This is a genomic window from Ohtaekwangia kribbensis, assembly GCF_042676245.1.
Lineage (GTDB): Bacteria > Bacteroidota > Bacteroidia > Cytophagales > Cyclobacteriaceae > Ohtaekwangia > Ohtaekwangia kribbensis.
The window spans coordinates 347,069-371,564 of record NZ_JBHTKA010000004.1 but is presented as its reverse complement, the minus strand read 5'-3'; the positions used below and the strand labels follow the sequence as shown (position 1 = coordinate 371,564).

Here is a 24,496-nt window from a genome sequence, read left to right as displayed (position 1 = left end):
AAAGCTGTACCTTTGACTTTACTATGTTGGTTTTAGTACGCTTTTGGCTGGTGATTTGTCTACTCCTGGCCACGGCTTTTTCCTGCAATCCGCCTCAAAAAGAGGCTTTTCCGGCTGATCTGGTTGTTGATTTTGACCTCCAGGCCATTCGCGAAAGAGGGTATATAAATGCACTCGTGGATAATAACTCCATAAGCTATTTTATATACAAGGGCCGCCCTATGGGTTATGAGTATGAACTTCTGCAACATCTTGCGAAACACCTCAAAGTTGGTTTAAAAATAAAAGTTACCAGTGGTGTAGAGTCTGCTATTGATCAGTTAAATAAAGGTGAAGGCGATATTATAGCTTTCCCATTAACGATTAATAAACCGCGCAAAGCATTGGTATCATTTACGCGCCCGCATTTCAATACATACCAGGTACTTGTGCAACGCAAGCCTGCAAACTGGCGCAAACTAAACGAAGATCAGATCAGCGATTCACTTATTCGCACGCCATCAGCATTAGGCGGTAAAGAAGTATATGTTATAAAAGGCACGAGTCACGCTATGCGACTTCATAATTTATCGGAAGAGATAGGCAGTGATATACTTGTTAAAGAAGATACTATAAATACAGAAAGTGAATCGTTGATACGAAAAGTATCAACGGGCGAAATAGAATATACTATAGCAGATCATACCATGGCGCAGGTAAATGCTGCGTATTATCCAAACCTTGATGTAAAAACGGTGATCAGTATACCGCACCAGATTGCGTGGGCCGTGCGTAAGAAATCTCCGGAACTTTTAAAAGCAACAGACGATTGGCTCTTGCGTATCAAGAAAGAACCAACGTTTATGGTGATCTATAATCGTTATTTTAAAAGTCCGCGCACTTCGCTGGTGCGGATGAAAAGTGACTATTTTTCATACGGCAGCAATCGCCTTTCTCCATACGATGACATGATTAAGCAAGGTGCTGCTAAATTGCATTGGGACTGGCGTTTACTCGCGGCAGTTGTTTACCAGGAATCTAAATTCAATCCGCGTGAAGAATCGTGGGCTGGTGCTAAAGGATTGATGCAGCTGATGCCGGAGACCGCGAAACGTTATGGTGCTAAAAATGTGAACGATCCACAGCAGAGTCTTAATGCCGGAGTTAGCTATTTAAAGTATCTCGATAAATACTGGAAGAAGTCCGTGCCGGATTCTGTGCAGCGTCTCAAGTTTGTGCTGGCATCGTACAACGCCGGATTATCGCATATACTGGATGCCAAGAAATTATTGCAGAAACATGGAAAGGATAAAAGCGTTTCGTTGTGGGACGATAATGTTCAAATGTATCTGTTGAAAAAATCTGATCCTAAATTTTATCGCGATCCCGTTGTCTCGGCCGGGTATTGCAAGTGTGAAGAACCTGTTAATTATATACAGGATGTTTTCGATCGATACGAAGAATATAAAATTCACATCAAGGACGATCTGTTCGATGAGCGCGCTATACAAAGCGCAGTAACCGCAAATTAGAATATAGTAGCAGTATATACTGTAAGCGTTGGAACGTATTTAAAAATATACGAAGGTTCGCTGCGGCTACTTACTTTTTTGATAACTTTTCTATCGTATTAAATTTTAACCCTCTCTTAATTATGAAAACCCTCAAAATGCTGATGGGTGCATTGCTATTGCTTTGCCTCATCGTGATCTCCTCGTGCGATGATTCGCATTGCCGCACATGTCGTATCGATAAAGTTTATTTGGAAGATGAATGGCATAAAGCCTACTACAGTAGTTCGGGCCGGCTGGTAAAGCTCGAAGCTGCGGTGAGTAAAATTCTTTTTCACTATAACGGATCGAATCAATTGATCAGCGCGGAAATATATACTGGTAATCCTGCCCCGGAATATAGCTTTGATTTTACGCATGGTTCGTTTGGCATAGTAGAATCAAACGTATATGATTCTTATGGATTCCGAAGACATTTTGATTTTCATTATGCTTCACCAACGGTCATAGACTACCTCGTTGAAAGCGAATATAACGGTGGGCCTGGTGATCCTCCGTCATTTGTAATAAGAAAAGATCTCTCTTATGGCAGCGGAAACGTTACGTTTGTAAGCGGAACGGTAAACGGTAATCCTTTTACAGGGTATACAGGCTCTGTTTACGACAAGAAAACAAATCCTTTCAAGTTACTGGCGCAAGCTGTGGGTAATCCTGCATTCTTCCCGGTGTGTAACATTGTGTCTTACCCGGTTGTGCAGTATGATATTTCATTCCTGAATATCTTCTCAAAGAACAATCCCGGCAAAGGTGTATACGAAGTGCCTGTTGGGGGTGGTCCTGAAGTGCAGCAGCCACAGGATTTTACTTACGTGTATACATCATCATACGTAGAGTCACTGGTATGGACTGATGATTTAGCCGGTACCAACAAATATGCTTTCTCCTATACCTGTGGCTTCTCTTCGGCAGAAGAGTGAAATATAGCTTTGTTGGATGTAGACTATCGCTGAAGTGATTCTGCTATAGTTTTGAAGTCCAGAGATTCCCATTGATCCTGTATTCCGGGGCTGCTCATCACTTCGTTCATGATCTTTGCTTGTGAACGACTGATGGTGTAGGCTTCGGAGTACCGGATATTATCCTGAAATGTTACCATGGAATATAGCGGAATCCATTTGTCAGGATATAGGGCGTGAAGTCGTGCTTCAATTTTTTTGCGCAGAAGAAAATCCGCATCGGCTACTAAATCCCGCATCTCTACAAAATTGTCGAGCGCCAGTTGTGCGATCGCATCAGCATCAGGTTTGCGTTGCTTTTGAAATGCCGGGAGCACATAATCCCAGTTGTTGGTATAGGTATCGAGCAACGAATTTAAGATACGACAATCCTCAAAACCGGCATTCATGCCCTGACCATAGAATGGGACAACAGCATGCGCCGCATCGCCTATCAGGAGTATTTTATTGCGTACCCACGGATAGCACTTCATCGTAACCAGAGACGCTGTAGGATTGCTAACGAAGTCATCGCACAACGAAGGCATTAGTCGTGTAGCATCCGGAAATGTACTCGAGAAGAACTTGCGCACAGCTTCATCCGGCAGTAAAGTTTCGAACGATGGATTTCCCTCAAACGGAAAAAACAATGTGCAGGTAAAACTACCGTCAGTATTCGGCAGCGCGATCATCATATAGCTTTGCCGCGGCCAGATGTGTAAAGCATTTTTTTCCAGTTGAAACTCACCAGCTGCGCTAGCTGGTATATGCAATTCCTTGTAGCCGTGATTGATATAGCTTTGTGAGAAGTCAAACCGATCGTAAGTCTGCAGTGACTGCCGCACCATGGAGAAAGCACCATCGGCTCCAATAATCAGATCGAATGTATACTCTGAAATTTCATTCAGCGGTGACGCGATGGTAATGGATGTTTTCTCGGCATCAACCTGCATAACACGTTGGTTAAAATGGAGGCTGGCACCGGCAGCTTCAGCAGCATCCATCAATACAACGTTCAGGCTACTGCGCGAAACTGAGTTAATGAATTCTCCCTGCTTTCCATACGGCTGAAACGTGAGATTGCCGAGTATATCATGCATAATACGGCCATGCATCGGGATGGTTATTTTTCTGATAGCATCGGCAAGTCCAACTTCTTCAAGCGCGCGTATACCCCGATTGCTTAATGCCAGGTTGATTGACCGACCTGCGAGTAACGTGTTCTTTCGCATATCCGGTCTGCGTTCAAGCACCGTGACTTTATAGCCACGCTTGCGCAAGTATATAGCCAACAGCGACCCTACGAGGCCGGCTCCTGCTATAGCGATGTGTTTTATAGGCTTACTCATTTGAGGAGACTGTTTATGATTTCTCCTACGCGATAGATCTCTTCAAATGTATTGTACAGCGGTACCGGTGCTACGCGAATAACGTTTGGTTCGCGCCAATCAGTTATAACACCGGCTTTATTCAACTGTTGAAATATTTTCTTGCCGTTTTGCTTCGTGAAAATTGAAAGCTGACATCCGCGTTCTTCCGGATTAACGGGTGTTATTATTTTTAGCGTATTCTCCAGCGGATCAATCTCCTTTAAGATATACTCCATATAGGAAGTAAGTGCTATACTTTTTTTGCGCAGTGCTTTTATACCAGCCTCCTGGAATATTTCGAGTGATGCAAGTAAGGCTGCATTTTGAAAAACAGGAACATTGGAAACTTGCCAACCATCGATACCCTTCATCGGTTTAAAACCTTTCTGCATGTTGAAGCGTTCGCCTTCATCGTGTCCCCACCAGCCGGCAAAGCGTGGTAGTTCCGTATTGCTTTCATACTTCTCATGTATATACGCGCCAGCGATAGCACCCGGACCAGCGTTCAAATATTTATAGCTACACCATACAGCGAAGTCAACGTCATCTTTGTGCAAATTCAAAGGTGTATTTCCAACAGCATGCGCCAGGTCAAATCCGGCTATAGCACCAACGCTATGTGCGGCTGCGGTAATTTTTGGGATATCAAATAACTGCCCGGTATAGTATTGCACACCTCCCAATAGCACCATCGCTACTTCGCGACCATGCTCCATAATGGTTCGCACTATATCTTCCGTTCGCAGGGTAAATTCTTCTTCGCGCGGTTTAAGTTCTATGAGTACTTTGTCTGGATTTAAACCATGAAACTTTATCTGTGATTCAAACGCGTATTGATCGGATGAGAATGCCCCGGCTTCGGCTATAATTTTATAGCGTTCTGTAGTAGGTATATAAAACGACACCATCATTAAGTGAAGATTGATGGTGAGTTGATTCATGGCTACCACTTCTGAAGGTTTAGCGCCCACTAAAGCCGCCAGCGTTTTCTTCGCTAACCGATGATGATATAGCCATGGATTGCGGGCATGCATGTGACCTTCACCACCCAGCTTCGCCCAGTCTTCAAGCTCCTGGTTAATAAACTGCTTGGTAGTTTTAGGTTGAAGTCCCAGAGAATTACCGATCAGGTAAATGGATTGTTTATTGTTGATTTTCGGAATCAGAAATTTATTCCGGTAACTGCGAAGCGGATCTTCTCTGTCCAGTTTCTTTGCAAACTGCAAGCTGTTCTTGAATTTCATAGCGGAATGATTACGGAATAATTTACGTAAAATTTAATGCCGCCAACTATATACAAACGGATAACGATTAGCGCCTCTTAGAAGAGCGACAACTGTTTACGGATAGCCCCCTCGTGATAAAGCAGCCATTCCTTATTCTCAAGTCCGCCACCATAGCCAATCAGGTTACCATTTTTACCAATTACGCGGTGACATGGTACAATGATAGCGATCGGATTTTGGCCGTTCGCCAACCCGACAGCGCGAATTGATTTCATATCACCAACACGAATTGCTATATCTTCATACGAAGCAGTTCTTCCATAGGGAATAGTTAATAATGCATTCCATACGTTCAGTTGAAATGCCGAACCTCGCAGATCGAGTTCCACGTCAAAGAATTTACGACCTTTATAAAAATACTCTTCCAGTTCAGTTATACATTGATCTGTGGTTGCAGTAGGCATCTCTTCTTTCTTGCTATCTCTGAGAAAACCTACCGTAATGATCTTGTCGTTCTCGGATTCTATCAACAGGTCTCCAACCGGAGAAGAATAATAAGCTCTTCCTTGCATGCTATAATGACTTCATCTATATACTTATACAAACCGTGGATCGGCTTCCATTACCGTTCCACATTTACGACACGTTCGCAACGATGTCGATCCATAGAACTCACGAAACCGCGGAATAAAATCTTTCTCAATGTTGTCAAGGTGAAAACGATACTCGTGAAGCTTGTTGTTGCAGGCATCGCAAAACCAGATTAGCCCATCTTCAATTTCTTTTTCAACACGCTTGCATTCAATTACAAGTCCGATGGAGTTAGCCGGCCGCTCCGGTCGATGCGGCACGCGTGCGGGTAACAAAAACATTTCACCCTGCCGTATAGGTATATCTACCGGTTTGCCATCTTCCTGTATACGTACATTTATATCGCCTTCCAGTTGGTAAAATAATTCTTCCGTCTCATTGTAGTGATAGTCTTTACGGGCATTCGGTCCGCCTACAATCATAACAATATAATCACCGGCATCAGCATATAAATTCTTGTTTCCCACCGGAGGTTTCAGCAGATCGCGGTTATCACGTATCCACTGGTTAAGGTTAAAAGGTCTGCGAATGGCCATATAATACTTTTTAAGTTTTGATACGGTTGTGTTAAACCATCTATTCCTTCTTAAATTTAAGAACAATTCACATACATAGCTTTATTCATGAATCTTGATTTAACCGGGAAACACGCCATAGTATGCGGCAGTACGCAGGGTATAGGAAAGGCATCAGCGGTGGAACTCGCACTATTAGGTGCACGTGTAACACTGATTGCCCGCAACGAAAACAAACTTAAAGCTGTGCTGAAAGAATTGTCCACAGCGAAAGGTGCAGCGCATGATTATGTCGTGGCGGATTTCAGTGCGCCCGATGATCTTCGAAGTAAAGTAAATGACTATGCACGCACGAACACGGTACATATACTGGTAAACAATACCGGAGGTCCGCCCGCAGGACAAGCCATGGATGCGCGCACAGAAGATTTTGTTCAGGCATTCTCTAATCACTTGCTGTGTAATCATATTCTTGTGCAGGCATTGGTTGAGGGCATGAAGAAAGCAGCGTACGGAAGAATTATCAATGTTATATCGACATCGGTAAAAATTCCGATTCGTGGTCTTGGAGTGTCCAATACGATTCGCGGAGCTGTTGCGAATTGGTCGAAGACACTTTCGCTGGAGCTTGCGCCATTTGGTATAACTGTAAATAATGTATTGCCGGGTTCAACCATGACAGGACGACTTGAATCGCTGATCACTTCAAATGCACAAAAAGCAGGCAAGACGTTTGATGAAGCCAAACAGGATATGATACGAGAGATACCTGCAGGACGGATAGCCGACTCGCACGAAGTTGCAGCCGCTATAGCATTTCTGGCAACACCAGCGGCCGGGTATATAAATGGTGTCAATGTACCGGTGGATGGCGGACGAACCGGATGCCTCTGACAGACTATGGAATATATCGATAACTATATAGAAGGTAAATTACTGGCTCCGCATACCGGGAAGTATATCGATAATTATAATCCTTCGGAAGGAAGAATATATAGCTTTATACCGGATTCCGATGAACGCGATGTGGCGGCTGCTGTTTCGGCAGCACAACATGCTTTTGCAGAATGGAGTGTTATGCCGGTAGAAAAACGTTCGGCTATACTTTTGCGCATTGCTGATCTGATCGATCGTGATCTGGATAAGTTTGCTTTAGCGGAAAGTATAGATAACGGAAAACCGGTTCGTCTGGCGAAGGCTTTGGATATACCGCGTGCTTCTGCCAACATGCGTTTCTTTGCGAGTGGTGCTATTCATTTTGCAAGTGAAGCGCATGTTACCGGTAACGAAGCAGTGAATTATACCTTACGTACACCGGTAGGCGTTGCCGGTTGTATATCGCCCTGGAATTTACCACTGTATCTGTTCACCTGGAAGATAGCGCCTGCGCTGGCGGCTGGCTGCACCGTGGTGGCGAAGCCCTCTGAACTTACACCGATGACAGCCTTTCTGTTCGCTCAACTTTGCATAGAGGCGGGCTTGCCGAAGGGTGTGCTGAATATAGTGCATGGTCTTGGAGCAAAAGCAGGACAGGCCATCATTGAGCATCCGGATGTTACTGCTATATCGTTCACAGGAGGAACGGTTACAGGTAGAAAGATAGCTGCTACGGCTGCACCTATGTTTAAAAAATTGTCGCTGGAGCTGGGCGGTAAAAACCCAAATATAGTTTTTGCAGATTGTGATTTTGAACAAGCGGTAAATACTTCGTTGCAGTCTTCATTTTCAAATCAGGGTGAGATTTGTTTGTGTGGCTCGCGCATTTTTGTAGAGCGTGGCATTTATCAAAAGTTTACCGATGCATTTGTAGCGCGAACAAAAACGCTGGTGGTGGGCGATCCGCTGTTGATAGATACAACTACCGGTGCGTTGGTGTCGGAAGCTCACATGAATAAAATACTGTCCTATATAGAACTCGCAAAGCAGGAGGGAGGAACGATTCTTACCGGTGGTCATCGCGTTACTGTAGCCGGGCGATGCGCACAGGGATATTTTATAGAACCTACTGTTATTATCGGGCTCGATCATTTATGTCGTACCAACCAGGAAGAAATATTTGGCCCTGTAGTAACCATCATGCCGTTTGATACGGAAGAGGAAGTAATACGCTATGCGAACAGCACAACGTACGGACTATCCGCCACGCTCTGGACAGAGAATCTGAAACGTGCACATCGTATCGCTGCGCATTTAAAAAGTGGCATCATCTGGGTAAACTGCTGGCTCTTCCGCGATCTGCGTACTCCCTTTGGAGGAATGAAACAATCCGGTGTTGGTCGTGAAGGCGGCCTGGAAGCGCTGCGCTTTTTTACGGAGGCTAAAAATGTTTGTATTAAGCTGTAGATCAAATATTATATTTTTTTATAAGTGCTTTTTATCTTTTCATCTTCGATCCTATATCTTTCGAATCACTAATCAGCGCGAATGTCTTTCTTCGATATTAATACTATATTTTTTGAGCTGCTCGGCTATAAAATGAGCTACCTCGAATTTTTTGGATTTGTTTCCGGGGCTATTGCCGTGTGGCTGTCTGCGAAGGCTCACTTGTGGAGCTGGCCCATTGGTATCATTAACGTTGTGCTGTCGTTCTTTTTGTATTACCAGATACAGCTATACCCGGATATGTTTCTACAGATATTCTTTTTTGTAACCAACGTGCTCGGCTGGTGGCGGTGGGCAAATCCGCAACCGGGAGAAGAGGATAAACGAAATGAATTGAGGGTGAGCTTTATGGGTATATATACATTTGCCGGTATATGCCTCGGTGGATTAGTTGGAACTGCACTGCTGGGTACGCTGGCAAGTCAGTTGCATCATTGGTTCCCATCGTTCTTTCCTGTGCCTAGTGCCTTTCCGTATGCAGATTCTTTTATTACCGTGATGAGTATTATCACGACATTTTTTATGATTCGTAAAAAGGCAGAGTGCTGGATCATCTGGATCATCGTGGATATTGTCGCCACCTATCTATACTATATCAAGGGTATTATGTTGTATAGTGTTTTGTATTTCATGTTTACGATCATTGCTTCGTTTGGTTTGTGGCACTGGATTCGGGAGTATAAAAGCTACCAAACGCAACGTGTATGAAGCGCGGACTTGTTATCGGTAAATTTCTCCCGATACATGAAGGTCATGTGACATTGATCCGCTTTGCAGCAGAACATTGTGATGAATTGATTGTGTCGATGAGCTATACTCCACACGACCCGATCGATCCTGCTTTACGACTCTCATGGATCAAAACTATATTTGAGGATGATGTATTGATTAGGCCCGCTATGGTGCTGGATGATTTTGATGATGAATCATTGCCGCTACCCGAGCGCACAAAGATCTGGGCTAATTTTATCAGACGAACGTATCCTGCAGTAGATATAGTTTTCAGTTCAGAAGAATATGGTGTGCCGTTCGCTCAACACCTCGGGGCAGAGCATCAAGCTTTCGATCCGCAACGAAAGTTTGTCCCTATATCAGCTACAAAAATAAGACAACATCCTTTTCAATATTGGAATTATATACCTCCCGTAGTCAGGCCATACTTTGTTAAGAAAATATGTTTCTTCGGTGCCGAGAGCACGGGTAAATCTACCCTGGCGGAGCGTATGGCAGCAGTATATAATACGGAATTTGTTCCGGAAGTTGCCCGTGAAATCATTTCGTCCAATGTGTTTACAATGGAAGATATTGTTACGATTGGTTATGCACATGCTGCCCGTATTGAGGATAAAACACGCGTAGCCAACAGAATTCTCTTTTGTGACACCGATGCGATTACAACACAAATATACTCGCAACATTACCTCGGTGCCGTCCCCGAAGAGTTGTATCAATTGGAGAAATCGGTTCGATATGATCTATATTTTCTGTTTGATATTGATGTGCCGTGGGTAGCAGATGATCTTCGTGATCTCGGACATCAGCGTGAAGCCATGTTTAATGTTTTTAAAGATGCGCTCGAAGTTCGAAATATACCTTACGTGTTAGTGCGTGGAAGTTATGAAGAGCGCGAGGCGATTGTTCGAAAAGAGATCGATCGGTTGTTACAATGATTATCGAAGCGTTAATTGTTGTATTTTCTTTTTCAATAACTCTTTTTCTGCTCCGGATGATGTAAGCTGAAGGGCGCGTTCGTACGCCTGCTGCGCTTCTGTGTTCTGGAAAAGTAATGCGTGGAAATCTGCAAGTGCGGCATGGTATAGATAGTGATCGTTAAGCGCTGTAATCTTTTTCAACGCTTCAAGTCCAGCTTCCCGGGATTGCGCGTAGCCTAATACGATAGCTTTATTCAGCTCTACAATGGGGCTTTGTTTTATATCAGCCAGTAGCGTATAAAAGTGATATATTTTCTTCCAATTCGTTTCTTCAAATGTAGCAGCTTCTGCATGGCAGGAAGCAATGATCGCTTCCAGATGATATTCGGAAATCTCATCGCCATCGGCTGATACTTCGAGATAATAGTTGCCGCGATCGATAAGCGCTTTGTTCCATCGACTTCGATCCTGATCTTTTAATAAGATGATAGCACCATCGTTAGCGATTCGCGCATCCTCCCGCGATGCCTGATAGCACATCAGTGCCAGTAATGCGTTTACGGATGGTGTATTGGTAACTATATTTCGTGTAAGGAGTATGCAGAGTCGTATCGCTTCTTCACAAAGATCGTTGCGAATAAGTTTGTCGGGATGCGATGAATTATACCCTTCATTAAAAAGTAGATATAGCGCATGCAATATGGTGTCCAGTCGGTCGGGTAATTCTGTGGCTAAGGGTACTTCCAGGTTTATTTTTTCTTCTTTTATTTTTTCGCGCGCCCGGTAAATTCTTTTGGCAACCGTGTCTTCGCTGGTGAGAAACGCGTTCGCTATTTCAGATGTACTTAATCCGCAGAGTACCTTTAGTGCAAAGGCAAGTTGTGACTCATACGGTATAGCAGGATGACAGCATGCAAACATCATTCGCAGTTGACTGTCTTCAATTTCATTTTCAAGAAACAGTTGACTAACAACAGGCGACAATGTCCATTCAGATTGCAGCGCCTTTGCTATAGCTTCTTCATGATGTTGATGAACGCGTTGCTGACGGATAATATCTACCGCCTTACGTTTCGCAACAGTATATAGCCATGCCGATGGATTTTCAGGAATTCCCTTAAAGCTCCAGGTAGACATCGCCTTGAGCAGCGTATCTTGTACTATATCCTGTGCAACCTCAAATGAACCGAAGCCCAACAACCGCGTAAGCACGGCTGTCATCTTCCCGGCTTCATGCCGGAAGAGGTGACTTACGAGTTGATTGATGTTTTGTTCGGGCATTCATAAAGGTATGGAATTTCTGGATGTCTAAATCTGTGATATTACAAGTGATTGTATCTTCTTTTGCTCTTGTTGTGGCCTTTATATGTTGGATGATTACTGATGGAATGCTGTGTGTTTTTTGGGGTTACTTTAATTTTGAGGTGGGTATAGTTTATGGGATATTCTATTTGGTAAGGTGGCCTTTTGGAGAGCTATAACAAAGCCATGGAAAAGTAATTTCGATGTGATCTGTTAATACTTTAACTATGAAAGTGGTATATCTATACATCGATTACTAGTAGCGAAATGATTAATCTGAATTCAACCTGATTTTTCCGGTATAGCATACTATATCTAAATACTTGTTATTGCACTACAAAGGAAATAGACAAGTATGCAAAAATATCTATCCATTGTTTTGGCCATTCTGCTGGTATGGGGCTCCTCGTGCGATCATGACGAAATCAGGATTCAGCAGGTGGCCACTGAAAAGAAAATAACCATTACCGATCTCGAACACGAGCCTGCTGTAAAAGAGCTGCTATCAAACGTGCAGGGAAGTTTTGCCAACGGAAGAATCAGCAGTCTGGAAATTGCAGACGCATTCTTCAAATATAGCGAACCCGACAGCGGCATCCTGAATTATACCTTTGGCTTACCCGATGATTCTCCCGATTACTTCGAGAACCTTGTATTATCACAATATGAGGATGGTTTCTATGGATTTATATACCGCTATATCCTGGATGGGCCGTATATAGCCGGAGATCCTTTCAAAGGAACGTTTCAGCAATATAACCTTTCCGGAGAACTGATTCGCGAATTTACCTTACCGGTTGCGCAAGACAGTGCAGCTGCCGGAGGAAGAACGCAACTCATGAATCAGTGTGTAAAAAGCATTGAGCAAACCTGCACAACTATCTATGAAGTAGAAACGCGAACCGATTATCCGTGCCATTGCCAGTACGATCACAAAACAGAAGTGAGCACGGTATGTACATTTTCATTTAACCGTGGCTGGTGCGATGACATGACCGGTATACCACCCGCAGGAGGTGGTGGTACATACGTAGGAGCAAGCGATGCGACTCCACGCAGCGAAGGTTCCGGAGGAAGTACAGGTACGATTGCACCTAAGCCGGTTAAGAAAAATCCGGTAGTGGTAGTTCCGGAGCCGGGCTTTGATGATATTACTTTTAATAATGTGAAATCTCCGTGTTTGATAGGCGTGATTAAGAACCTGATGCGGGAGGATTTTAAGAATAAGATTAATCAGAACGCCAAACATTGGTTTGTTGATGCAGGGCAAGCGCAAAACCTAAACTTCAAAGAAATAAATACCATTTTAAACGATGAAAATAATCCTATACATGCACATACATCGTCAGCCTACACCACTCCCGGCAAAATTCAGAATGTAGATATTACGCTAAATTCCTTTACTCTTCCTGGAACAAGCGAGCTTTTTCAGATTGTAGCTATATATCACGAAACCATGCATGCCATTCTAAATATGAGCACTATGTATCAGAAGATGCTTCCAAAGGAAAAACATGAATTTATGTCGTCACCCAGCAGAACACAAGCTATGATTGGTGCATTGGCAGAGGTTTACAATAGAGATTTAACCCCTCAAGAAGTACAAAAAGTGGCCGCTCTTTGGTTATATAGTTTTTCCGATGCAATGGAGACAAGTAACTTTCAGACTTCGATGGATAAATGGAAATTGACCAATGAAAGTATTTCCAAAGTTGGTGAACAAGAAGAAAGAGTAGTAAAAATTGTGGTGAATGGAGAGATAAAGATTACGAGTATCGGTGGTGCTAATTGTAACAATGATTGAAGATATTAAAATCAAGAATTAAATGAAAGTGATAAAAGTATCTTTCTTGTTGTGTGTTTGTCTTGTTGGAGTGGTCAAAGCTCAAAATGATTCAACACTCAATGACGATCTTTTTGAATATCCGATCAAAATTCAAAAAGGTCAAGAGCAACACTACTTAAAATACGCTTTGACCTTAGTTAAACAAGACTCTGCTATAAAAGCATATCAGATTTTGTACCGCTTAGGTAATACAGCACAACATGGAGAAAACTCAAAAGAGATAAATATCGCTAACAAAAAGATAAAGCAAAAAATCACGAAACAAAGCAACGGTTTTCTGCGTGGTAAATGGAAACTAGACTACGAAGGACACTGTAACTACCCTCGGTGTATAGATTCAACCAAGATTGAAGAGGTTATAATTTCTAAAAGGAAAATCAGATTTTACGAAAAAGGTAAACCAGTCAGGATATATAAATATACTTACCGAATACAGGTTGATCCGCATTTCGGATATATTCATTATATCGTAATCTATAAAAATTACTTTGAAGGCTGGATCTATGAAATAATACGTGACTCAAAAGGTAGAAAAAGACTTCACGTCACGAGAGATAACGGAATGAATCATGGATACTTTGCAGAATACGTTAAATCAGAATAACAGGAATAAAATATGAAGCATTACTTTAAATCCAATTGAAGCCAGAGTGCGGAATAATCCAGAAGCCGATGATTACAAGTCCAATCTAGGACCTATAGGAATAGTCATGAAAGGGTTTAGTGTTTTGCTCTTTTTAACGATTACCTATATAGTTCTCTATGCACAAGTGAACGCACTCTCCATCAAAGTCACTGGCCTCCTGTGGACTTCAGGACTCTGATGCTTCAAGGTACAAAGCCTTAGCTATACTATGGCTGTTCCTGATCATAATACGTAGCATCACGTATAATCTTCCCGTCTTTAAACGTAAGCACCGAAACAATTGGAAGTTTGAAAGATATACTATCGTTCATGCTGCCTGTGGCGATAAACTCTATCGTTACTTTATCTCCGGAAGGATAAAGTCCTACAACCTCATCGTGCAGATCAGGAAACATTTTTTGAAGCTCGCTATATTTGGCAGCTGTTTCCTGTTGCGTTTTTGTTACGTAATCTTTTCCGAAAGCCGGATCAAGAAATGATGCGTTCCCCGTGTAGTACGATGCCATCGCTTGCCACTCATGCTTGTTAAATGCCTCGAACATTTTTTGTGTAAGTGCTATATTTTGTTGTTGCTCGTGATCTGACGAACTGCATGCCACACTCACTGCCAGTGTAAGCAGGTATAGGTGTATATTTTTCATAGAATAATGATATGATAGTTACAGGTTGCCAGATAACGTGCTGGAAAATCTGACAACCTGAGAATTTCTTGTTAAGGAGTAGGTAAGGGTGAACCTACATATCAAACTTCATAACCTCGCGTACTTCTACGCTTCCGTTATAATCGTAGTCCGGGCATTCTTTTGCTATCTCGGTTGCTTCGTCCAAACTCTTGGCGAGTACAACAAAGTATCCCCCAGCAATTTCTTTTCCTTCGGCATACGGGCCGTCCGTAACAGTTTTCTTTGCGCCTGATACGGTTTTGCCAACGGGCAGCAACGCTTCACCACCAGCGTAGCGTTCAGCTTTGGTTAATTTTTCTACCCAGGCAAACCACTTTTGCATGTGCGCCTGCTGTGCATCCGGTGATAAATGGCTTACATCTCCACCGCGAAATAAAAACATGTACTTTTCCATGATTGTTAAAGTTTAAGGTTGAACAAAATTTACACGATGACGGGCGAACCTCTTGGTTCCGGACAAAGAATCTTAAAATTTTTTTAAATATTTATCACGACCAAAATCGGGTGGCGATTGCAGGGGTGTAAAAACCGAAGTAATTTGACTTCTCTAGTGGTATAGCATGCAGAAACATATTTCTATAAAGGTATCCGGTCGTGTGCAGGGAGTATTTTATCGCGCATCCACGCACGATGAAGCGCAACGTTTAGGTCTGAAAGGCTTTGTGAGGAATGAGCCGGACGGGTCAGTTTACATTGAAGCGGAAGGTGATGAGGCTGTATTGGATGCTTTGGTTGCATGGTGCAAGCAAGGACCACCTGCGGCCCGGGTAAGCAACGTTGAAATTCACGAAGGAATCTGGAAAGGATTTACTGAATTTGTCGTGAAGCGATAACCATCTGTTCCATCGAATCGTATTCTGCCTGATGCCATATCATATCGATCTCTTTGCTGTTTTTATTTTGCTGGGTGTTGTCCAGGCTATCTTTTTGTCTTTTTTCTTCTTGTCGAGAGAGAACCGGAAGAACGATGTTAACTTCTTTCAGGGGTTGATGTTGCTCTCCATGGCAGCATGCATACTGGAGATATTTCTGATGTATACCGGGTATATAGTAGACTGTTTGTTTCTGGTTGATTTTTCTGAGCCGTTCGCATTGGCTATCGGGCCATCGTTTTACCTCATGATCCGAAGTCTTATTCATGGTTCGGTATCACGAAAAATGCAATTGGTGCACTATATATTCCCGGTGGTTTACTTTTTCTTGCTGATTCCGTTTTTGATACAGTCAAACGATTTTAAGTATAACTCATGGGTATATGCGTATCATCCCAACCTGCCGTTTCGAGATGTTTCGGTTGGCTATGACCCGAGATGGCTGTGGGTAACGGATCATCATACGCTGATGTCGCTGGTTAGTATAGGTATATATTTTTTGTTTGGACTGGTGGAAGTTATACGCGCTTTTAAAGAGAAGCGTGAATCATTTTTTGCGCCTGTACATTCCGTTCTTAAAAAGTTACGATCCGGCATTTTACACATGACGAGTGCTACCGTGATAATATTTGTGGTGAAGTATCTTAATATTGATGATACAGGCGATCACCTGTTTGCGGCCTATATTTCGTTTACTATATATCTTACCAGTTTTAATGTAATAAGTCATTCAGGTTTCTTCAGACAGGTTGCCCTTAGCGAACCGCAGAAGTATAAAAGTTCAGGCGTAACAGCAGATGCTCAAAAAGAGTTACTGGATAAGTTAGCGATGTTGATGACGCGTGATAAGCCTTTTCTTCAGTCAGGCTTTTCATTGCCGGAACTCGCTGGCAAATTAAATACCACGGTGCATGTATTGTCGCAGGTGATTAATGATGGTTTAGGAAAGAGTTTTTTTGAAATGGTAGCGGAGTATCGCGTAGAAGAAGCCAAGCGACTACTGAAAGAACAACCTCATGTTAAAGTAGAAGAGATAGCGGAGCAGGTTGGCTATAATTCCAAGTCGTCATTCAATACAGCGTTTAAAAAGATATCCGGTAAAACTCCTTCTGAATTTCGTTCTGCGTGATCGCTACATCATTACCGATGTTTCTTTTTCTGATGCATTTTTCCGCGCGCGGTATCGCACGGTGCCTTTGCCGACACCTAGTATAATTAGTCCTGCAAAACCACAGGCAACCATCATTCCTACCATGGGTACAGCTGTGTTGTTGTGCAGTGCACTTACGGCAGCAGAGGCAAGTCCGCCAACGCCCATGCGTATACTTCCCTGTATAGCGGCAGCACTTCCGGTTAACTTTGTGAACGGTGCGAGGGCGAGGGCTGTACTGTTCGGGCCGGTTAACCCTTGTCCTATCAAAAACAGAAACATCATGCCTACGAGTTCATATTTACTATACCATCCCAATGCCGTGCCGCCTACCAGTACAATGCCCACGAGGCTTTGTACAATCAACGTTGTCTTGATGATCTGCTGGCTGCTATATTTCTTTAAGAGTATATGATTTAATTGTGTTGACCCGATGATGGCGGATGCAACGATGGTAAAGATCCAGCCGTATTCCTGTTCACTGGTGTGATACAGGTTGATGAATACGTCAGACGATCCGGCTATAAATGCGAAGGGTGCAGCGGTAGCGATACCACCGGCAAAAGCATAGATCAAGAATTGCTGTTGTTTGAGCACCGTCATGAAATTAGTCATAACGGCTTGTGGTTTCAGCGATAGTGATGCATCGGCACTTCTTCCTTCTGGCAGGAAGAAATATATACATACCATGATGAGTGCCATTACGGAAGCGAGTATGATGAATACATAATGCCATCCGAATCCAACGGTAACATATCCTCCGATAGTAGGCGCAATGAGTGGTGATACAGCAACCACCAGTGTGAGCGATGAAAATGCCTGAGCTGTTTTATTGATCGGGAATAAATCGCGCACCAGGGCCTGCGATGCCACCATGCCGGCACATCCGCCAATGGCTTGCAAAAAGCGCATGGTAATTAACGCATGAATGGAATTGGTCATGGCACAACCAAGCGATGCTATAATGTATACCGTCAAACCTGCATATAGTGGTAAGCGCCTTCCAAAGCGATCGAGCAGCGGACCATATAATAACTGGCCGAGCGCAATACCCACCAGGTAACTGGTTAAGGAGAGTTGTACCTGGTCAATAGTAGTATTGAGATCTTTGGCAATAGCCGGAAACCCTGGCAGGTACATATCAATCGAAAACGGACTGATGGTTGAAAGTGCTCCCAGGATCAAGATAACAACGATGTGTTGTTTACGGGTCATAATTGTAATTGGGCGCGCAAGATACAACGCCACGTATAGTGCAAAAGGCTTTTCATCAATAAATGGTTCAGAAGTTTTTTCTCAACCGGTTTCTGAATACATAAAAAAAGCAGCCCGCACTTTCGGATGCGGGCTGCTGTTAATGCTGGGATTATCTTTCCTAATTCTTGGTGTTGAGATCCGGCAGAACAAAGTCGTCCAGCGCACTGGGTTGTTTCATCAACGCTTCAATGTCTTCGACCTTGCGTGGCGCAGCGATTGACAAATGTTCGTAGCCTTCTTTGGTGATGAGGTAATCGTCTTCGATGCGCACAGCAATTCCCCACCAGCGCTTGTCGCAATTGGCATTGTCAGGAATATAGATGCCGGGCTCGATGGTAATTACCATGCCTTCCTGCAGTTTGTCATACGGGCCGCGATCGTGTACATCAAGTCCGATGTGATGGCAGCATCCGTGTGGATAGTAAAGATGTCTTTCGTTCTCATTCTTAATGATTCCCAGATCTTTCAATCCTCTGTTGATGACGACACGTGTAGCTGCTGTCAGATCCTGAAATGTAGCGCCAGGCTTACATACTTTCATACCTTCTTCCTGTGCTTTCAATACCAGTTCGTAGATCTGTTTCTGCTCAGGCGAAAATTTACCGGACACCGGTATAGTACGTGTTATATCAGCAGTATATCCATGGAACTCGGCACCGAGGTCCATCAATATCAATTCCTTATTGGTGATGTTCGGTTTATAGTTGTCGATATAGTGGAGTATACATCCGTTATGACCGGCACCGACTATAGATGGATACCCAAGATCTTCAGCCTGGTATTTTTTGAAAACAAATTCATGTATACCCTGTATCTCGCGTTCAGACATACCGGGCTTTATAGCTTTCATTACTTCGCGTTGTCCCATGCAAGAGATGCTTACCGCTTTCTTAATCATGTCTACTTCTTCTTTGGTTTTGAAACCGCGAAGTCCTTCCATAATGGTTACAAGCTCGGTTGTATTAAGATTGTTTTTCTCCGGCTCGCGTGTAACGCTAAGACCTTTTTCCTGGGAAGGGTACTTTACTTTTACCTTGAAGTCTTCGATCATACTGTATAAATCAGAAGAGTCGCGCGGATCATCGCGTACATCGTTCAGAAAATCGAAGAAGAGTATCTTGTCGAATTTAGAAAAATCAACATTATACTTTTTAAATTCCTTGTTGTTGAAAGCCTGCTCGAAGCCGAGTTGATTTTTTACTCCGGCATCGCCAAGTCTGCGGCCTGTCCACATCTCTGCCTGGGCACTGCGGGGCTGCACAAAAATAATCTCATCGTACTGCGTTTTGTTCGCAGCCGTTTGTTTGTCTTTGAAGATAAACAATACAGCGTCTGGTTCTTTATACCCGGTGAGGTAAAAAAAATCGGGGTCCTGGTGGTAAACATAGTCTACATCGCTAGATCGGTTACGAACCGGGTTCGCGAAAAAAACCGCTACTGAATTGGCTGGCAATTGTTCGCGTAGTTTGGCTCTGCGTTCTTTATGAAATTCCTTGGTAAGGAAATCAGCCGGCATGTCCGGGTTCTGCGCGAATGCCGGTATAGCCATCAGCATAAGAATGAATAAACTGAATCGTTGCATGAGTAGGTTGATCATTGAGTTATATAAGCATTATGAAGGTACAGGAAACATTTTTCTGAAATGTAGCCAGAGTGGATGTCCGGCAATGCAAGAGGGCAAGTGGTATACCGGTTAGCGTTCGTCAATTTCTTCCAGTATAAAATCTTTACCTTGTCCATACCGCACCAGCTCTTTCAGGTGGTATCGTTCCAGCGTAAGCAGGTCCTTTACTTTGAAATCACCATTGCCCAGAATATTTTCAATGATAAATTCATGTCGCTCGCCAAAATTGATGAGGCGGTATTTTTTACCAGCCCGAAGTACATCAAATGAAAGTCCTGCCATAGTTAAAAATGTTAAAATAGTATCATCGGGAAAAAAATATGCCGATGTATAAAATTGCATTTCGTTAGAGAGATTACAAATCCTCTTCACGTTCCAGCATCAGTATAGATGCCTGTGGAACAATAAAATACTTTTCTTCCTCGTATATAACTTCGATTGCGCCCTTTTGCAGAAATATGGCGAGGTCACCTTCCTGGGCCTGCAGCGGTAAGTACTTCACGGTGTCCTCTTTACCTTTCCATACTTCATCTTCATCGGCCGGCAGTGGTAACGGATAACCCGGTCCGACCTTTATCACGTAGCCACTTTGTATCTTCTCCTTCTCCTGTACACCCGGAGGCAAATATAGTCCGCTGGCCGTCTTGTCAGTTTGCTTGGTAGGTTTGATAAGCACGCGGTCGCCAACAACAATCAATTTTTTAAGTTTATTGTCTGGTGTAATCTTCATTGTATTGAATCCTTTATTTTGTTTTCTTTTCCGCAGCAAATATCCTAAACAATACTAATTCCGTAAATGCATTTATTAATTTCAGTATGCTTAATTAAACCCAAATGAAAAAAATCTGCTCATTAACTCTGTTGTTCAGCCTGCTGGTTCATGTGTTGCCGGCGCAGATCGATGCAGCCTTGCTGCGCTATCCGGATGTGTCGCAAACACATATCGTATTTACCTATGCCAATGATCTTTGGATCGTGCCCAAAACCGGTGGCCTTGCCTGGCGCCTCAGTTCACCGGCTGGTGTAGAAGTATTTCCAAAATTTTCACCGGATGGTAAAACCATTGCCTTTACCGGTAATTATGACGGGAATGAAGATGTATATGTTATACCGAGTCTCGGAGGTATTCCCAATCGCCTCACGTATCATGGTTTGAATGATCGGATTGTTGACTGGTACCCGGATGGTAAACAGATACTCTTTGCCTCTGGTCGCGAAAGCGGACGTGAACGTTTCAACCAGTTTTTCAAAACAACAGTAGCCGGTGGGTTGCCTGAAAAACTTCCGCTGCCGTATGCTGAGTTTGGCTCTGTATCGCCCGATGGTAAACAGCTTGCATTGACCTTCCGCACGCAGGTGTTCAGAACTTGGAAGCGTTACCGTGGTGGATGGAATGCAGAGATACATTTGTTCAACCTCGAAACACTGGCCTCTGAAAATATATCGGTAAACAATGATGCGGCCGATGAGCTGCCGATGTGGCACGGCAACAGTATATTTTTCCTCTCCGATCGTGGTGCCGAGAAACGCATGAACCTGTGGGAGTATAATCTAGCTACCAAGGCATTTACACAACTCACTACCTTTAAGGATTATGATGTACACTTCCCTTCGCTCGGGCCTGAAGATATAGTATTTGAGACAGGCGGTAAATTATACCTCTATAATCTTGCGGCACGAAAACACCAGGAAGTAAAAATAGAAGTAGTAACCGATGGTGCCGGACTGAAGCCTACTATTGAAGCTGCGAAAAATATTGAGCATGCGTCTATAGCGCCTGATGGAAACCGCGTGCTGGTGGAAGCGCGTGGTGAAGTATTTAATATACCAGCCGAGAATGGTTTTGTAAAAAACGTAACGCAGTCGTCTGGCGTGGCAGAGCGTAATCCAACGTGGTCGCCTGATGGTAAATATATAGCGTACTGGAGTGATCGTTCCGGTGAATATGAACTTACGGTTCGCGAAACGAAGAACGATGCTGTAGAGCGTAAACTTACGGCATACGGTGCAGGCTTCCGCTATAATTTATACTGGTCGCCCGATGGAAAGAAAGTTGCTTTCATCGACAAGGCAATGCGCATCAAGATATACGATGTGTCAACCAACCAGACTACAGATGTGGACCGTGGCATGCGCCAGATGCATTATAACCTGGAAGGCTTCTCTGCGAGTTGGTCGCCTGATAGCCGCTGGCTGACGTACGACCGCGATCTTGACAACGCACACCAGGCTGTTTTTCTATACGATTATCAATCTAAAAAACTCACACAGGTAACAAGTGGTTACTATACCTGCATGGAGCCTGTGTTTGATGCTGAAGGTAAACATCTCTTTATGTTAACCAATCAGTTCTTCCAGCCAACCTATAGCGATATTGATAACACGTTTATTTATCCGAACAGTACCAAGATTGCTGCTATAGCGTTGAAGAAGAGCACACCTTCTATACTGGCTCCGAAGAATGATGTGGTGAATATGAAGGAAGAAAAGAAAGAAGAAGAGAAATCGGACAAGAAGAAAAAAGAGAATGGTGATAAAGATAAAGCCGATGAGAAGAAAGATGAAAAAGTAAAACCAGTAGATATAGACCTCGATGGTTTGGAAGCACGACTGGTGATGTTGCCCATTGATCCGGGTAATTTTGGAAGCCTACAGACCGTAAAAGGTAAATTGCTATACCATCATTTACCAAACACAGGTTCTGACGGCAAGACCAGACCTCTGAAATATTTTGATTTCGAAAAACGTGAGTCCAAAACAATTGTAGACAATGTTGATGGATATGAAGTATCTGCCGATGGTAAAAAGATTCTGGTGCGCAAGGATCAGGGCTTTTATATCGTAAAGGTTGAGGAGAATCAGAAGACCGATAAGAAACTTCGTACGGATGAAATGCAACTGCTGGTAAATCCGAAAGAAGAGTGGAGACAGATACTGGTTGATGCATGGCGCCTGGAACGTGATTATTTCTATGATCCTACCATGCACGGTGTAAACTGGAATGCCGTGAAAGATCAATACCTGAAGATGCTGGGCGGTGCATTAACACGTGAAGAAGTAAATTTCGTGTTGGGTGAAATGATTGGAGAGCTGAACGCTTCGCATACTTATCGCGGTGGTGGAGATGAAGAAAGCAGCCGTCAATTATCCGTTGGATATTTAGGTATAGATTGGCAGGCCGATGGTCAATACTATAAAGTAAAGAAAATTATACGCGGTGCTCCGTGGGATGCCGAAGTACGCTCTCCACTTGATCAACCGGGTGTTGATATCAAAGAAGGTAATTATATACTTGCCATCAACGGTGTAGCGTTAACAACAGCGCTTGAGCCGTTTGCTGCGTTGCAAGGTCTGGCCGGGAGAACGGTGGAAGTTACCTATAACACTTCGCCTTCCTTCACAGGTGCGAAGACTGCTGTAGTGGAAGCGTTGCGTGACGAGTCTCGCCTGCGCCACCTGGCCTGGATTGAGCAGAATCGTAAGCGGGTTGAAGAAGCTACGGGCGGAAAAGCCGGGTATATATATGTACGCAGTACCGGTATAGACGGACAGAATGAATTGATCCGTCAATTCAATGCACAGCTCGATAAAAAGTCATTGGTAATTGACGAGCGCTTTAACAGCGGTGGACAAATACCGGATCGCTTCATTGAATTGTTGAACAGACCTCCTGTAGTATACTGGGCTATACGCGATGGAGCAACGTGGCCGTGGCCTCCAGCAGGTCACTTTGGTCCGAAGGTTATGTTGATCAACGGCTGGAGTGGTAGTGGCGGTGACGCGTTCCCGGATTACTTCCGCAAAGCTGGTCTTGGTCCGCTGATCGGATCACGCACGTGGGGCGGTTTGATTGGTATCAGTGGTGTGCCTTCACTCATTGATGGCGGTAGTGTAACGGTGCCAACGTTCCGCATGTATAACCTGGATGGAACGTGGTTTAAAGAAGGCCATGGTGTTGATCCGGATATAGATGTACCGGAAGACTTAACACAAAGCGCGAAAGGTGTTGATGCACAATTGGAACGTGCTATCGTTGAAATTCAAAATCAACTGAAGACAAAAACGTTTAATATGCCGAAGCCACCGGCTTATGAAGTACGATAGGTGGTTCTTCGTGATATATATATATACTTGAAAATATAGCCTGCAAAACAGGCTATATTTTTTTGTGTTGATGTGTTGACGTTGCTGGAATTAACTTGACTTTGCTTCGAGCATGCTTTGCTCTCTGCGGTGTGTCCACGGAGGGATTGGGTTGTCTTCTTTCCAGAGGCCTTTGCGTTTTTCCTGGGCGCGCGTGCGGTGGTTTTCTAAATCGGGATCCGGATTTTTTTCGGATGTCCAGGCCAAACCTTCTTTCAGAAGATCGATGCGCAGGTCGGTGTCTCCTTTTACAAGGATGACTGCGAGGTAATTTCCTTTGCGATCTTTACCCTGGAAATTTACCGTTACGGTTTTATTCAGGGCAGCTTTCTCCAGATGTTTTTTAGCAGACTCTCCAAACGACTGTGTCAGTTCAGGGCAATCTATACCGGCCAGTATTACTTTATAGGTTTGGGTATCATCACTCAGTATCTCTACGGTGTTACCGTCTATTACTGTAATTACTTTGCCGGTTATGCTATTGTTGGCCATGGCAGTATATATACCAGCCAAAAGCAGTATCAGCGACAGGTTGATCGTTCTCATTTTCACTATTCTCCTCATGTGTTAAAGTTGAATAATCTTCAGATGTGTTGAAGATGAATTATACCGGAATGCTTCCGTATGTAAGATTTGAAAAAGATAGAAGCAAAAATTTTACCAATAGTGTATAGCTGTATTTCTGCTTTAAAAACGAAGAGCTGCCTCGTCTGAAGCAGCTCTTTATTTTTGTTTTGGGATATACGAAAGCT

General features: G+C 43.5%; 23 protein-coding genes. 11 read left to right on the top strand and 12 right to left on the bottom strand.

Translation table 11 applies throughout. The features are described 5' to 3' along the window. The first annotated feature begins 23 nt into the window (after positions 1–23). Positions 24–1,511, top strand: a complete 1,488-nt coding sequence (locus ACFQ21_RS14805) for an MltF family protein (protein WP_377580040.1) — start codon at positions 24–26, stop codon at positions 1,509–1,511. 122 nt (positions 1,512–1,633) lie between these two features. Beyond that, entirely contained in the window at positions 1,634–2,467 is an 834-nt protein-coding gene (locus ACFQ21_RS14800) for a hypothetical protein (RefSeq protein ID WP_377580039.1), read from the top strand. 23 nt (positions 2,468–2,490) lie between these two features. Here ACFQ21_RS14800 and ACFQ21_RS14795 read toward each other — a convergent pair whose 3' ends face one another. From ACFQ21_RS14795 to ACFQ21_RS14780, 4 genes are all read right to left on the bottom strand, one after another. Continuing rightward, positions 2,491–3,834 (bottom strand): FAD-dependent oxidoreductase, encoded by a 1,344-nt coding sequence (locus ACFQ21_RS14795; protein WP_377580038.1) that lies wholly within the window; start codon positions 3,832–3,834, stop codon positions 2,491–2,493. Further along, complete coding sequence (kynU, locus tag ACFQ21_RS14790; protein ID WP_377580037.1) at positions 3,831–5,099, bottom strand: kynureninase; 1,269 nt, start codon at positions 5,097–5,099, stop codon at positions 3,831–3,833. The genes ACFQ21_RS14795 and kynU overlap by 4 nt, the downstream gene beginning before the upstream one ends. A gap of 77 nt (positions 5,100–5,176) precedes the next feature. Then, entirely contained in the window at positions 5,177–5,653 is a 477-nt protein-coding gene (locus tag ACFQ21_RS14785) for a methylated-DNA--[protein]-cysteine S-methyltransferase (protein ID WP_377580036.1), read from the bottom strand. 24 nt (positions 5,654–5,677) lie between these two features. Further along, positions 5,678–6,208, bottom strand: coding sequence for a 3-hydroxyanthranilate 3,4-dioxygenase (locus ACFQ21_RS14780; protein WP_377580035.1), 531 nt, complete (start codon positions 6,206–6,208; stop codon positions 5,678–5,680). Positions 6,209–6,295: 87 nt separating this feature from the next. On the opposite strand from ACFQ21_RS14780, the gene ACFQ21_RS14775 reads away from it, so the two are divergent. From ACFQ21_RS14775 to ACFQ21_RS14760, 4 genes are all read left to right on the top strand, one after another. Next, positions 6,296–7,081: an SDR family oxidoreductase gene (locus ACFQ21_RS14775; protein ID WP_377580034.1), complete on the top strand. Its 786-nt coding sequence runs from the start codon at positions 6,296–6,298 to the stop codon at positions 7,079–7,081. A gap of 6 nt (positions 7,082–7,087) precedes the next feature. Beyond that, positions 7,088–8,530 (top strand): aldehyde dehydrogenase, encoded by a 1,443-nt coding sequence (locus tag ACFQ21_RS14770; protein WP_377580033.1) that lies wholly within the window; start codon positions 7,088–7,090, stop codon positions 8,528–8,530. An 81-nt stretch (positions 8,531–8,611) separates the two neighbouring features. Then, on the top strand, positions 8,612–9,277 hold the full coding sequence (gene pnuC / locus ACFQ21_RS14765; protein ID WP_377580032.1) for a nicotinamide riboside transporter PnuC: 666 nt from the start codon (positions 8,612–8,614) through the stop codon (positions 9,275–9,277). Continuing rightward, positions 9,274–10,239 carry an AAA family ATPase gene (locus tag ACFQ21_RS14760; protein ID WP_377580031.1) on the top strand — a complete coding sequence of 322 codons (966 nt, stop codon included), beginning with the start codon at positions 9,274–9,276 and terminating at the stop codon, positions 10,237–10,239. The genes pnuC and ACFQ21_RS14760 overlap by 4 nt, the downstream gene beginning before the upstream one ends. Here the strand turns inward: ACFQ21_RS14760 and ACFQ21_RS14755 are convergent, their stop codons facing one another. Then, positions 10,240–11,502 carry an RNA polymerase sigma factor gene (locus ACFQ21_RS14755; RefSeq protein WP_377580030.1) on the bottom strand — a complete coding sequence of 421 codons (1,263 nt, stop codon included), beginning with the start codon at positions 11,500–11,502 and terminating at the stop codon, positions 10,240–10,242. Positions 11,503–11,878: 376 nt separating this feature from the next. On the opposite strand from ACFQ21_RS14755, the gene ACFQ21_RS14750 reads away from it, so the two are divergent. Together ACFQ21_RS14750 and ACFQ21_RS14745 are read left to right on the top strand one after the other, a co-directional pair. Then, positions 11,879–13,327: a hypothetical protein gene (locus ACFQ21_RS14750; protein ID WP_377580029.1), complete on the top strand. Its 1,449-nt coding sequence runs from the start codon at positions 11,879–11,881 to the stop codon at positions 13,325–13,327. Between the two features lie 22 nt (positions 13,328–13,349). After that, complete coding sequence (locus ACFQ21_RS14745; RefSeq protein ID WP_377580028.1) at positions 13,350–13,973, top strand: hypothetical protein; 624 nt, start codon at positions 13,350–13,352, stop codon at positions 13,971–13,973. 248 nt (positions 13,974–14,221) lie between these two features. On the opposite strand, the gene ACFQ21_RS14740 is transcribed toward ACFQ21_RS14745, so the two are convergent. Next, complete coding sequence (locus ACFQ21_RS14740) at positions 14,222–14,656, bottom strand: nuclear transport factor 2 family protein (protein WP_377580027.1); 435 nt, start codon at positions 14,654–14,656, stop codon at positions 14,222–14,224. Positions 14,657–14,750: 94 nt separating this feature from the next. Next, positions 14,751–15,092, bottom strand: a complete 342-nt coding sequence (locus ACFQ21_RS14735) for a YciI family protein (protein WP_377580026.1) — start codon at positions 15,090–15,092, stop codon at positions 14,751–14,753. 166 nt (positions 15,093–15,258) lie between these two features. On the opposite strand from ACFQ21_RS14735, the gene ACFQ21_RS14730 reads away from it, so the two are divergent. Together ACFQ21_RS14730 and ACFQ21_RS14725 are read left to right on the top strand one after the other, a co-directional pair. Beyond that, entirely contained in the window at positions 15,259–15,531 is a 273-nt protein-coding gene (locus ACFQ21_RS14730; RefSeq protein WP_377580025.1) for an acylphosphatase, read from the top strand. 31 nt (positions 15,532–15,562) lie between these two features. Continuing rightward, on the top strand, positions 15,563–16,699 hold the full coding sequence (locus tag ACFQ21_RS14725; RefSeq protein WP_377580024.1) for a helix-turn-helix domain-containing protein: 1,137 nt from the start codon (positions 15,563–15,565) through the stop codon (positions 16,697–16,699). A 3-nt stretch (positions 16,700–16,702) separates the two neighbouring features. Here ACFQ21_RS14725 and ACFQ21_RS14720 read toward each other — a convergent pair whose 3' ends face one another. The 4 genes from ACFQ21_RS14720 to ACFQ21_RS14705 form a co-directional block, all read right to left on the bottom strand. Further along, positions 16,703–17,935 (bottom strand): Bcr/CflA family multidrug efflux MFS transporter, encoded by a 1,233-nt coding sequence (locus ACFQ21_RS14720; protein WP_377580022.1) that lies wholly within the window; start codon positions 17,933–17,935, stop codon positions 16,703–16,705. Positions 17,936–18,095: 160 nt separating this feature from the next. Next, the gene (locus tag ACFQ21_RS14715) at positions 18,096–19,574 is read right to left on the bottom strand and encodes an aminopeptidase P family protein (RefSeq protein WP_377580020.1); all 1,479 of its coding nucleotides are present in this window, start codon (positions 19,572–19,574) and stop codon (positions 18,096–18,098) included. A gap of 96 nt (positions 19,575–19,670) precedes the next feature. Continuing rightward, entirely contained in the window at positions 19,671–19,883 is a 213-nt protein-coding gene (locus tag ACFQ21_RS14710) for a hypothetical protein (RefSeq protein WP_377580019.1), read from the bottom strand. A 73-nt stretch (positions 19,884–19,956) separates the two neighbouring features. Continuing rightward, positions 19,957–20,331, bottom strand: coding sequence for a co-chaperone GroES (locus ACFQ21_RS14705; protein WP_377580018.1), 375 nt, complete (start codon positions 20,329–20,331; stop codon positions 19,957–19,959). Between the two features lie 104 nt (positions 20,332–20,435). On the opposite strand from ACFQ21_RS14705, the gene ACFQ21_RS14700 reads away from it, so the two are divergent. After that, on the top strand, positions 20,436–23,705 hold the full coding sequence (locus tag ACFQ21_RS14700) for a S41 family peptidase (RefSeq protein WP_377580017.1): 3,270 nt from the start codon (positions 20,436–20,438) through the stop codon (positions 23,703–23,705). Between the two features lie 90 nt (positions 23,706–23,795). Here ACFQ21_RS14700 and ACFQ21_RS14695 read toward each other — a convergent pair whose 3' ends face one another. After that, complete coding sequence (locus ACFQ21_RS14695) at positions 23,796–24,308, bottom strand: thermonuclease family protein (protein WP_377580016.1); 513 nt, start codon at positions 24,306–24,308, stop codon at positions 23,796–23,798. Between the last annotated feature and the right edge of the window lie 188 nt (positions 24,309–24,496).

Bases quoted from the DNA above. Each gene is read 5' to 3' on its own strand.
- ACFQ21_RS14795 (WP_377580038.1), bottom strand. From the start codon at position 3,834: ATGAGTAAGCCTATAAAACACATCGCTATAGCAGGAGCCGGCCTCGTA.
- ACFQ21_RS14805 (WP_377580040.1), top strand. From the start codon at position 24: ATGTTGGTTTTAGTACGCTTTTGGCTGGTGATTTGTCTACTCCTGGCC.
- ACFQ21_RS14755 (WP_377580030.1), bottom strand. From the start codon at position 11,502: ATGCCCGAACAAAACATCAATCAACTCGTAAGTCACCTCTTCCGGCAT.
- ACFQ21_RS14750 (WP_377580029.1), top strand. From the start codon at position 11,879: ATGCAAAAATATCTATCCATTGTTTTGGCCATTCTGCTGGTATGGGGC.
- ACFQ21_RS14715 (WP_377580020.1), bottom strand. From the start codon at position 19,574: ATGATCAACCTACTCATGCAACGATTCAGTTTATTCATTCTTATGCTG.
- ACFQ21_RS14770 (WP_377580033.1), top strand. From the start codon at position 7,088: ATGGAATATATCGATAACTATATAGAAGGTAAATTACTGGCTCCGCAT.
- ACFQ21_RS14740 (WP_377580027.1), bottom strand. From the start codon at position 14,656: ATGAAAAATATACACCTATACCTGCTTACACTGGCAGTGAGTGTGGCA.
- ACFQ21_RS14785 (WP_377580036.1), bottom strand. From the start codon at position 5,653: ATGCAAGGAAGAGCTTATTATTCTTCTCCGGTTGGAGACCTGTTGATA.
- ACFQ21_RS14760 (WP_377580031.1), top strand. From the start codon at position 9,274: ATGAAGCGCGGACTTGTTATCGGTAAATTTCTCCCGATACATGAAGGT.
- ACFQ21_RS14780 (WP_377580035.1), bottom strand. From the start codon at position 6,208: ATGGCCATTCGCAGACCTTTTAACCTTAACCAGTGGATACGTGATAAC.
- ACFQ21_RS14695 (WP_377580016.1), bottom strand. From the start codon at position 24,308: ATGAGGAGAATAGTGAAAATGAGAACGATCAACCTGTCGCTGATACTG.
- ACFQ21_RS14745 (WP_377580028.1), top strand. From the start codon at position 13,350: ATGAAAGTGATAAAAGTATCTTTCTTGTTGTGTGTTTGTCTTGTTGGA.
- ACFQ21_RS14735 (WP_377580026.1), bottom strand. From the start codon at position 15,092: ATGGAAAAGTACATGTTTTTATTTCGCGGTGGAGATGTAAGCCATTTA.
- ACFQ21_RS14725 (WP_377580024.1), top strand. From the start codon at position 15,563: ATGCCATATCATATCGATCTCTTTGCTGTTTTTATTTTGCTGGGTGTT.
- ACFQ21_RS14705 (WP_377580018.1), bottom strand. From the start codon at position 20,331: ATGAAGATTACACCAGACAATAAACTTAAAAAATTGATTGTTGTTGGC.
- ACFQ21_RS14710 (WP_377580019.1), bottom strand. From the start codon at position 19,883: ATGGCAGGACTTTCATTTGATGTACTTCGGGCTGGTAAAAAATACCGC.
- ACFQ21_RS14775 (WP_377580034.1), top strand. From the start codon at position 6,296: ATGAATCTTGATTTAACCGGGAAACACGCCATAGTATGCGGCAGTACG.
- ACFQ21_RS14730 (WP_377580025.1), top strand. From the start codon at position 15,259: ATGCAGAAACATATTTCTATAAAGGTATCCGGTCGTGTGCAGGGAGTA.
- ACFQ21_RS14720 (WP_377580022.1), bottom strand. From the start codon at position 17,935: ATGACCCGTAAACAACACATCGTTGTTATCTTGATCCTGGGAGCACTT.
- ACFQ21_RS14700 (WP_377580017.1), top strand. From the start codon at position 20,436: ATGAAAAAAATCTGCTCATTAACTCTGTTGTTCAGCCTGCTGGTTCAT.
- pnuC (WP_377580032.1), top strand. From the start codon at position 8,612: ATGTCTTTCTTCGATATTAATACTATATTTTTTGAGCTGCTCGGCTAT.
- ACFQ21_RS14800 (WP_377580039.1), top strand. From the start codon at position 1,634: ATGAAAACCCTCAAAATGCTGATGGGTGCATTGCTATTGCTTTGCCTC.
- kynU (WP_377580037.1), bottom strand. From the start codon at position 5,099: ATGAAATTCAAGAACAGCTTGCAGTTTGCAAAGAAACTGGACAGAGAA.